Raw genomic sequence first — 9,858 nt, forward strand, 5'->3', positions numbered from 1 at the left:
ACTCTTAAATAACCGTTTTTTTCTAAAGAAAGAATCAGGATTATAAACGGCTCAGATGGCAATTCATCTCTTGCGGTTATAGTCGATGCAGACAATGCAAATCCGGCAATCATCAAGGATTTCCGCAAGAAAACAAAGTCATGCGCTTAGCTTATTATTCAGCTGAGACAGGTCCTTGGGCGTCATAAAATGCCGCCAAGCGATACCGGCATCTTGCGCAAGGTCGTCGGCCAGATCCTCGACATTAATAGTTCGTTTAGGATTTTAAATGGCGTATCGAATGGAGATAAAACATGTTGTCTATGGCACTTATACCGATCATTCTCGTTTTCGCCAGCCTGGGTATCACACTCGCAGCGATAAATTTACTGAAAGCATACCATGGCCTAAAGAAACGGCGTACACCGTTCACCTCTAAATTTCTCAGGTCACCCGGTCAATCATTGTTCGAGAAACTGGACGCCATCAACGATGATTTGGTGGCCTTCATGGCCATGATGATTACCATGCCCGTCGCGTTTTATGCGTTATACATCTCGGATCTCTATTTTCAAAAGCAACCGTTAACCCTGAGTTCAGCCATTGTTTACATTATCAGTGGTGGACTCATCATAGGCTATCTTATTTTCAAAATGGTTCGACTTTTCAATCTCCGCCGCAGCACGCGTCTCGGATATGAGGGTGAGGTGGCCACCGGCCAGGAACTCAACCTGATGATGCTTCAAGGCTACCATGTCTATCACGATTTCGCAGCCGACCAATTCAACATCGATCACATCGTCGTGGGGCCGGCCGGGGTGTTCGCCGTGGAGACCAAGGCCAGGGCCAAGCCTACCTCGGATGATCGAACAGCCGATGCCAAAGTGACCTACGACGGTCACTGCATTCATTTCCCCAAATGGAAGGAAGTCAAGCCGTTGGAGCAGGCAAAGGCTCAATCCGTCTGGCTTGAACGCTGGCTCTCTTCAGCTACCGGTGAGAAAACGGCGGTTCGACCGGTGGTCGCCCTTCCCGGATGGTATATCACCCGAACCGCTTCAGAAGGTATTCTGGTTATCAACCCCAAACAATTTCTAAGGATTGCCAAACCAATCAACGGAAACACACTGGACGATCGCCGGATTAAAAGCATCGTGCACCAGATCGACCAGCGCTGTCGAAATATCGAGTCCAAGGCCGTGGAAGGGTTGGGTGGGAGGAACTGAAAGCCTCGATTAAAGCCGCAAAGAGCGCCAAGGGAAAACAAAGACAGTATCGAAGCAAAAATGGATACCGATGATCTGTCGGAAAATGCACACGGCATGATATTACGCGCAGCAAACACAGCAGAGGTGTGCGATTCCTTGAAAACGTTTACAGGCCCAGCAAGCATCGGAAACCGTTAGTTTTCTTGACAAAACAGGTAATCGAAGATACCTTTCATTAATGCATGAAACAACGCCATTTCCAGGATCATGAAGAAACCGGATCCATAAATTTTGTCAGGGCAAACAGATGACAATGGCCAAGATCAAGATTTCAAAAGAACGGCTGGCTGAATTTTGCCGCAATAACGGGATCCAAAAACTGTCTTTGTTTGGCTCCGTGTTGAGCGATGACTTTGGACCAGACAGCGATGTTGACGTCCTGGTGGAATTCAAGCCTGGGACCAGGATCGGTTTGATCCGGCTAACGCGTCTTGAATTCGAACTCAGTGAAATTGTCGGCCGAAAAGTCGACCTGAACACGCCAGGATTCATAAGCAGCTATTTCCGTTCCGATGTCATGGCTCAAAGGGAAGTCCAGTATGCCGAGGCATGATGACAGCGTTCCTCTTTTGCACATGCTCGACCATGCCCGGGAAGCCGTTGCCATGATCACCGGGAAAAGCCCGGACTCGCTTGAAAAAGAAAGGATGCTCGAACTATCCTTGATCAAGTTGGTGGAAAATATCGGTGAGGCTGCGGCACGGGTAAGCCAGGAAGGGCAGAAGAAATACGCCAAGATTCCCTGGCGCGAAGTGATCGGCATGCGGAACCGGCTCGTTCATGGATACGACAGTGTCGATCTCGCCGTCTTATGGGATACGATCGAACTCGATCTGCCACCCCTGATTTCTCAACTTGAACAAATCCTGCCAAGCTAGATCCATCACGCCTTGATTGCCCATTGTACAACTGCGATCAGGCCGAACGCTGGAAACCATGGCTTTCGATGTTCCGAGGTGTTCCGAGGGACGGAGGTGTTCCGAGGGAGGGTTCCGAGGGACGGGCCAGGATAACTTCCGAGTGACGGGCCAGGCCACGATAACCAACTTGAATGAAACAAAAAAGACTTTTAAAGACCCTCGATTTTGGGACTATATTCCGATTTTTGGGGTAAAAAATCGCGATATAGTGCCAATGTCGACCAGGACATATCGCTTGGAATGTTCATCAAAGATGTTCCTGGATGGTTTTTGAGGGGGGCAAATGGAGCGCAGGTATGGCCCAAGGTCCTGCAAGCGGCGTGTACTGCTTTTGATCCGCTGGAAATGAAAAAACTTGTCTCACGCAAAGCCGCGAAGAGCGCGAAGGGAAGGCAAAAAAAGTATAGGCGGAACAAAAAATGGATACCGATGATCTGTCAGAAAAAGCCTACAGCATTATCGTTCATGCAGCCAGGGTTTGCGATACCCTGAAAGCGGAACTCGGCGCACTTAGTTTGGAATGCGAAAATGAAGATATGTGGCTTCGCCGTGTACAAAGCCACCTAAGAAAGATCGTCGAAGATCCGGATGAGTATGTGGAATATTGGAACCTGGAAGAGGAAGACGGAATTAATGTGTCACAGATTAAAAAGCTTGCCCTTGACCTGTCTCGACAGGTAAATGAAACCAGATCTCCCTTCATGAATACCTGAAAAAATTCTGCTTTTTCGACCCCGAAAGAGGTTGTCGCCGCAGGTCGACCGCTACTTAACCCTTGATCAACTCAAATGGCTGAAGAAGATCCTGGACCATATCGATTCTCTATTATGCGTTCTACATCGCGGCGTTTTATGTTAAGAGATACCCTTATGAAAATAATCGATTTTACGGTGGTCAGCAAAAGCAAATTCGTCACCCTGGTAGCGGTGGCCTATGAGGACCAGCGGGGTAACCGCAAGCACTGGCAGATGGTCAGCCGGGGGGAGCGGCCCAAATGCATCACCGGCCGGATTCATCACCCCGATGCGGCCATCATCGTGCCCTTCCACCGGCAGGCAGACAAGCTGGTGGTGATCAAGGAGTTCCGCGTCCCCGTGGGCGGCTACCAGTACGGCTTCCCGGCCGGGCTGCTGGACCCGGGCGAGGAGCTGGCCGCAGCCGCGGGCAGGGAACTGCGCGAGGAGACCGGGTTGGACCTGGTGCGCGTCTACCGTCAGAGCCCGGCCATTTTTTCCTCCGCGGGCATTACCGACGAGTCCATTGCCGTGGTTTTCGCCGAAGTCGAGGGCCGGCCGGACACGCGCCTCAACGAAGATTCGGAAGACATCGAAGTCATCATGCTGGATCGGGATGCGGTGGGGGCCCTGCTCCAGCGCAGAGACATCGTCTTCGGTGCACGGGCCTGGCTGGTCATGGACGCTTATGTCAGCCTGGGCAGCGACTATTTGACCGGAGGCGGATAAGGCCTGCCAACACTTTCAAAAAAAGGAGAAGCGCATGTTTTACGAATTCAGGCAGTACACTCTGTTTCCCGGCAAGCGCGCCGAGTGGGTGAAGTATATGGAGAGCGTGGTCATTCCATTCCAGGTGGCCAAGGGCATGGTCGTCCTGGGCAGCTTCGTCGACGAACAGGACGAGAATGTCTACTACTGGATCCGCCGGTTCAAAAACGAGAAGGAGCGCGAGCGTCTTTACAAGAAGGTTTACGAGAGCCCGGAGTGGAAGAACGAGATCGGCCCGCGTGTCGGCGAACTGCTCGACCGCAAGAAAATCGTGGTCAAACGGATCGTGCCGACCCCGAAGTCGGTCGTTCAGTAGATATCAGCCCGGTTCGACGGCATCACCGGCTTCCTGAAGAGGCATTCGGGATTGCTTCAAACGGTGTGCACCAGCGACACCAGGACGAATCACCGGCTCGGGTGCAAATAGACAGACCGCAACAACGGGTCGGAGCAATCCGATGCCCCCTTGAACGAAAGCGGAGTCGGACCAAGCTGGATGAATTACATGGCTCTTCGGTGTGTTCGGGAGCAGCCGGATGCGTTTTTTGGCAAAGCGCGTGACCGGCATATGATGGGTCACCCTTAATTAATCGTCAGGTTCAATCAGGAAAACGAAACCGATGAATGATCACGCAGGGCTTTACGCATTTGAGAAAGAAGTAAAGAATAAGTTTGATGTCTACAACAGCCTGTTTTTGAATCTGCCTTTCCGAACGGTCAGCAACATTGGCATGTTCATTCCCTTGCTGCACCATGCGTGTCAACAGGGCCTTGACGCGGACAGGGATCCACTTGCGATCCTGGATTCGTTTTTCAGGGTTCACACCGGCATAAAAACGGAAAAAGAGAAAATTGATTTTATGTTCAATGTCATCCAGTATGTCGAGCGGCAGGTCGTGCTCTACGACAGTGCGGAAGATGCCGCCTTCGAACGACTGGTGCAGCTGGACGATCACCTGTCGCTCAAGGACTGCATCACTCTGCTGAAGAGCAAAGACAAGACCTGCAGCCTGACTGACGACCTGTCCTGTTTCAGTGCCCGCCTCGTATTTACGGCGCATCCGACCCAGTTTTACTCGCCTTCGGTCTTGAATATCATCGGCAAACTGAAAACGATGATAGCGCGCAACGATATCGATGGAATCGACCTGACATTGCAGCAACTGGGATTGACCTCCCTGATCAATGTCCGGAAGCCGACGCCCTTTGACGAAGCCCAAAACATTATCTACCTTCTGCGCCATGTGTATTATGAGGCCGTGGGCGAGCTGTATGCGAGTGTTAAAAAGACCCTCCGCGACAGCTGTTTCGATTGCCCTGCGATCATCGAGCTCGGATTCTGGCCCGGTGGCGACCGGGACGGCAATCCTTTTGTCACCGCCGCCATCACCGCGGATGTGGCCGATGAACTGCGCATGAACCTGATGAAGTGTTATTATCGCGATGTCAACCGGCTGGTGCGTAAACTGACCTTCAGGGGAGTGGAAGAGGCCCTCGAGAAGTTGAGGGGCAGGCTCTACGCGACCATGTACGACCCGGCCCAAACGATCCGCTATGAAGAAATTATGGATCCGCTCGTCGATATCAGGGCCTCCCTCATGGAGAACTACAACAGCCTGTATCTTGACGAACTGGACACCCTCATCGATAAAGTCAACATCTTCAAAACACATTTTGCGACCCTCGATATCCGGCAGAACCATAATGTCCACCGGGAAACCGTGCAGGCCATCCTGAAAAAAGAGAACCTGATCGCCCAACGCCTGGACGAGTTGGGAGACGTCGAATTAATCGCCATTCTTCTGCGCGAAGACATCGCGGTGCACCCCGATCAGTTCGAGGATGCGCTTATCAGGGATACGATTCAAACGATTGTCGAGATGAAGCGCATCCAGCGCAAAAACGGGAGCGAGGGGTGCAACCGGTATGTCATCAGTCACGCCGAGGATATGTTTTCGGTGCTGTATGTGTTCAGTCTTTTACGGTGGTGCGGGTGGGGAAAAGGTGACGTGCCGGTCGACATCATCCCCCTGTTCGAGTCGATGGAAGGCATGAAGCGCGCCGGATCCATCATGCAGGCCCTCTTCGATATCCCCCAATACAGGGCGCATGTCGCGCAGCGCCGGAATCGGCAGACCCTCATGCTGGGATTTTCCGACGGAACCAAAGACGGCGGATTTCTGCAGGCCAACTGGTCGATCTATACGACCAAAGAGACGCTGTCGGCGGTTTGCGATGACTACGGTATCAAGGCCATATTCTTTGACGGCCGGGGCGGTCCCCCTGCGCGCGGGGGCGGCAAGACCCATCGCTTCTATGCCTCGCATGGCAAGAACATTGCCAATCATGCCATTCAACTCACCATTCAAGGTCAGACGATTACCAGCATGTATGGCACCAAAGCGCATTTCAAACATAACTGCGAGCAGCTGCTGACCGCCGGGTTGTCCACGCGTTTGTTTGAAAAAGAAAATACGATTACCAGGAAAGACAGGCAGCTTATCGAGAAACTGGCGCAGTTGAGCTTTGAAAAGTACACGGCCCTTAAAAACCATGCTATGTTTATCCCCTACCTGGAAAACAAGAGCACGCTGAAATATTATGGCAAAGCCAATATCGGCAGCCGGCCCGACAAGCGGGGCACCAAGGAAAAACTGGACCTGGATGATTTGAGGGCGATCCCTTTCGTGGGGGCATGGAGCCAGTTGAAGCAAAATGTTCCTGGGTACTACGGCGTCGGAACGGCCGTCCAAAGCCTGGTCGCTGAAGGCAAGACCGAGCATTTAAAACAATTGTTTAATGGTGTGCCGTTTTTCAAGGCCTTGATCCTTAACAGCATGATGGCGCTATCCAAATGTAATTTTGAATTGACCGCCTATATTGCCAAAGATGACGCCTACCACGACTTCTGGAACATGCTGTTGGACGAATATCGGCTGTCAAAAGAGATGGTCCTGCTGATTTCCGGATACCGCGTGTTGATGGAAGAGGAGCTGACATCAAAAAAATCGATCGAGATCCGGGAACGCATCGTATTGCCCCTGTTGGCCATCCAGCAATATGCGTTACAGAAAATTGAGCGCAGATCTACGCACCAACCGCTTTATGAAAAAATAGTCCAGCGGTCTTTGTACGGTAATATCAACGCAAGCAGAAATTCTGCATAGCTAGTGCCCATCCATAATTATGAACAGGGGTACGTGGTCGTTTATCCGACCGATGCTTACGAATTGTTCTCGATGATCGAGTCAGTCACCGCGATCGGCGTGTCGCTGTGCATGGATATGCCGTCGTAGGCCGGGTACCAGAAGCCACCGATGTTGTTCGTTATGGTGGAACCATCGATGATGATATCGCCCGAGTGGTCATTGGAAACAAAGAAGATGGCCGAGCCGTGTTCATTGACGTCGTTGTATTCGATGCGCGAGCCGAGAACGGTCAGCGTCATGGTGTTGCCGTCATTGTAGACGGCGCCGCCGCTGCCGCCGCCCGGCGTACCGGATTGTGCCGGATTGGCGCCGTACCCAACGGCGCTGTTGTGGGAAAACAGGCTGTTGATGATGGTCCATGAGACACCGATGCTGCTGATGGCGCCGCCGTTGGAACCACGGTTGCCGTAGCCTTCGGCACCGCCGAAGGTGCAATTGACGATGTAGACGGGCAGGCCGTCGTATTGGCTGAACACCCGGATGGCGCCGCCGCCCACATCAGGGCCTTCATCGGCGCAGACATTGTTGAAAAAGCGGCAGTTGACGGCCTTGAATCGTCCCCCGCGCACCCAAATGGCACCACCGCCGTCATATTCGGTTTCAGCGGTGGAATTGCCATTGGCAAAGGTGATGTTCTGCACGGTCAATCGCGGGTGATCCTGGTTCTGGCAGTGCGGTGTGGTCCAGACCTGATCCGAATCGCAAGTGTTCATGTACAACATGCGGGTTTGGCCCCCTCCGCTGAGCGACACCAGGCCGCCGCCGTCGATGACGATGTCGGGGTTGGCATCGTTGAACACATTGGCCGGTCTTGGGAGCGTTATCGTGATCGGATCAGGACCGCAGTCGAATACAATGGTTCCCCCCTGGGCGACAGCATCGATAAAGGCCTCGGCGCTGCAACTCTGTGGCGTGCCGTTGCCGACAATGTGATCAGGGAATGTCACATCTTCGAGGTTCGCTTCGGCAGGTATCGATGCGGTTCCGGCCGAATTTCCGGCAGGTGGGCCGGCGTCCGGATTGACGGTCGGGAAATGACTGGTTTGACCGGCTGGCGCCGCCGTTTCTCCGCCGCCGGAGCCGCAGCCGGACACTATCATGAACATCGCTGCCACGCACAATGCGCAGAATAAATACAGGGTCCATCGTCTCAACATGTTCTCCTTTGTGGACGGTTGTTGTCAGGCGGTCTTTTTGGGTCTCAATACATAGCAAACAACAGGCCAAGGTGAACCGAATATGCCGACAGGCGGAATTTTTTTATTTTCATAATGTTGATGAACTCGTAAAAAGTCACATTTCCGACGGATTCGTAAAAAGCCCGAGATCAAGGCTTGCGAATCCTGAGGAATGAGGCGTACTTAAGGTACGCCGCAGTGACGAAGGTTGAAGCGTAACGCAGATATCGGACTTTTTACGACTCCGTCAATGTTGAGGCCCTGACCCGTAACCGAACAAAGAGTGAAATAGACGTCAAGACAGATCAACCCCGACGTTGCAAGAGCCGGAGGAATTCAAATTTGATGAATTCTTGTGCGTGCAAAAACGATCATTTTCTATAAACTATTTCGATCAGCAACGCATATTTTCATATGTTTTTTATACAACTATCGGGATAAATGAACCTGTTTCGTCATTGGCGGATGCACTTTTTGTCACATGCCCTCATCCATGCCGTGTCTTTTCGCGACATCTGACTAGCCCACCCAACCATGCGAAAAAGGATCTGGAGCCAGGCCAAGACGGATGATTGATTGCGCAACGAAGGTCTAGTACCCCGCTGCTTGCGACGGGTAGTTCATTTTACTTTTGGGTCGTTGTCCCCGTACAACATTATTATCATGTTGCGTCGCCGGTTGCAGAAAGCGAAAAGACCTCCCCCCAAAGGATTTAAAACCATGGCCTGTTCCACCAGCACCGACAACCCATTGATCGACTTGCGCATGTCGGTGCTGCCCACGGCCAAAAAAAAGACGCTGTTGGAATGGTCAGGCAACATCATATGCCCGCCACCGGTTTTCGGCGGGCCCAGAGACGGGCCTTGACGAGGTGATCGGGCCTGCGGCGGTTATCCTGGAGGTCGTTTGTCCGCAAATCTGCCAGGGACTTGACCGGGCCGGACTCCGTGGTCGAATCATTCGGGTACTATTGGCTGTAATTTCAGCAGATTGTCAATCTTCGTCGGTAAATCTGTGGATATTTTTCATTCACTGAATGAGGCTATCTGTATTCGGGGTTGAGTAGTAATTGTGGAGATATCGACGTTTTCATCCTGGTTCCGTCCCCCCCCATTTATCGTATAGACTGAAAATATTGAAAGTGAGGTCCCCCATTTGGGTTAACATCAACCTCCGTCCCCGGATCTATCCCCGGATCTTGATCTAATGAAATCCAGCACACCCGAATAAGACTTCTTGGTAAAGTCAATATCAATTATGCCGATATCGATATGGCGATACAAAAAAAGATAGCATGATCGACGGAAATGAGGACATCAACGACAGGGGATGTCCGGGTGAGGACCAAACCGATTCCAACCGAAAATCGGTGAATGTGTTGTCGCTTATTCCGGTGTTGATGCCGAGTTATTGATCTTGACCAAAAGGTCTTCTTCTATGAATCAAATCATATTTATCATTACCGCTGTTTTGTTAGGCTATCCAACCATTGGCTATTCAAATCAGGACCCTTGTAGGTTGTCATTCGAAAAAGGGAATTTCGAGGTTGCAAGAATTGTCTGCGGAGAAGTTGCGAGTGTAAACCCTTATGCACAATTCGTTTTAGGAGAGATCAGCCTCGATAGTTCAGGCCATCTGACACCCAAGTCCATGCATTGGTTTTTAAAAGCCGCTGAAAAGGGTTTAGTCGAGGCCCAGCGAAGACTTGGCGAAATATCCCTTACAGGGATGATGGGCGCAAAAAATTACAAAGAAGCTCGCAAGTGGTATGAAATGGCAGCCATGCAAAATGATCCGGCGTC

The 9,858-nt window shown here is 51.6% G+C and carries 11 protein-coding genes; 9 read left to right on the forward strand and 2 right to left on the reverse strand.

Features of this window, described 5'->3' with window-relative positions; translation table 11 throughout:
• Nucleotides 1-443: 443 nt before the first annotated feature.
• The 7 genes from ABYV26_RS13405 (at nucleotide 444) to ABYV26_RS13435 (ending at nucleotide 6,836) form a co-directional block, all read left to right on the forward strand.
• Nucleotides 444-1,205: a nuclease-related domain-containing protein gene (locus ABYV26_RS13405; protein WP_372681780.1), complete on the forward strand. Its 762-nt coding sequence runs from the start codon at nucleotides 444-446 to the stop codon at nucleotides 1,203-1,205.
• Nucleotides 1,206-1,500: 295 nt separating this feature from the next.
• Nucleotides 1,501-1,800 carry a nucleotidyltransferase family protein gene (locus ABYV26_RS13410; RefSeq protein ID WP_372681782.1) on the forward strand — a complete coding sequence of 100 codons (300 nt, stop codon included), beginning with the start codon at nucleotides 1,501-1,503 and terminating at the stop codon, nucleotides 1,798-1,800.
• The gene (locus ABYV26_RS13415) at nucleotides 1,787-2,125 is read left to right on the forward strand and encodes a DUF86 domain-containing protein (protein ID WP_372681784.1); all 339 of its coding nucleotides are present in this window, start codon (nucleotides 1,787-1,789) and stop codon (nucleotides 2,123-2,125) included. Before ABYV26_RS13410 ends, ABYV26_RS13415 begins: the two co-directional genes overlap by 14 nt.
• 461 nt (nucleotides 2,126-2,586) lie before the next feature.
• Entirely contained in the window at nucleotides 2,587-2,880 is a 294-nt protein-coding gene (locus tag ABYV26_RS13420; RefSeq protein WP_372681786.1) for a hypothetical protein, read from the forward strand.
• A 156-nt stretch (nucleotides 2,881-3,036) separates the two neighbouring features.
• Nucleotides 3,037-3,630 carry an NUDIX hydrolase gene (locus ABYV26_RS13425; RefSeq protein WP_372681788.1) on the forward strand — a complete coding sequence of 198 codons (594 nt, stop codon included), beginning with the start codon at nucleotides 3,037-3,039 and terminating at the stop codon, nucleotides 3,628-3,630.
• Between the two features lie 34 nt (nucleotides 3,631-3,664).
• The gene (locus ABYV26_RS13430; protein WP_372681789.1) at nucleotides 3,665-3,985 is read left to right on the forward strand and encodes an NIPSNAP family protein; all 321 of its coding nucleotides are present in this window, start codon (nucleotides 3,665-3,667) and stop codon (nucleotides 3,983-3,985) included.
• 304 nt (nucleotides 3,986-4,289) lie between these two features.
• Entirely contained in the window at nucleotides 4,290-6,836 is a 2,547-nt protein-coding gene (locus ABYV26_RS13435) for a phosphoenolpyruvate carboxylase (RefSeq protein WP_372681791.1), read from the forward strand.
• A 56-nt stretch (nucleotides 6,837-6,892) separates the two neighbouring features.
• Here the strand turns inward: ABYV26_RS13435 and ABYV26_RS13440 are convergent, their stop codons facing one another.
• Nucleotides 6,893-8,035: a hypothetical protein gene (locus ABYV26_RS13440; RefSeq protein ID WP_372681792.1), complete on the reverse strand. Its 1,143-nt coding sequence runs from the start codon at nucleotides 8,033-8,035 to the stop codon at nucleotides 6,893-6,895.
• Nucleotides 8,036-8,676: 641 nt separating this feature from the next.
• On the reverse strand, nucleotides 8,677-8,823 hold the full coding sequence (gene tnpB / locus ABYV26_RS13445; RefSeq protein WP_372681796.1) for an IS66 family insertion sequence element accessory protein TnpB: 147 nt from the start codon (nucleotides 8,821-8,823) through the stop codon (nucleotides 8,677-8,679).
• On the opposite strand from tnpB, the gene ABYV26_RS13450 reads away from it, so the two are divergent.
• A complete protein-coding gene (locus tag ABYV26_RS13450) occupies nucleotides 8,777-8,923 on the forward strand; it encodes a hypothetical protein (protein ID WP_372681797.1) in 147 nt (48 codons plus the stop codon). The two genes, tnpB and ABYV26_RS13450, sit on opposite strands and share 47 nt — an antisense overlap.
• A gap of 570 nt (nucleotides 8,924-9,493) precedes the next feature.
• Nucleotides 9,494-9,858: tetratricopeptide repeat protein (locus tag ABYV26_RS13455; protein WP_372681794.1), on the forward strand; the 365-nt coding region annotated here is incomplete at its 3' end.

It is taken from the genome of Desulfosarcina sp. (assembly GCF_041551955.1).
Lineage (GTDB): Bacteria > Desulfobacterota > Desulfobacteria > Desulfobacterales > Desulfosarcinaceae > Desulfosarcina.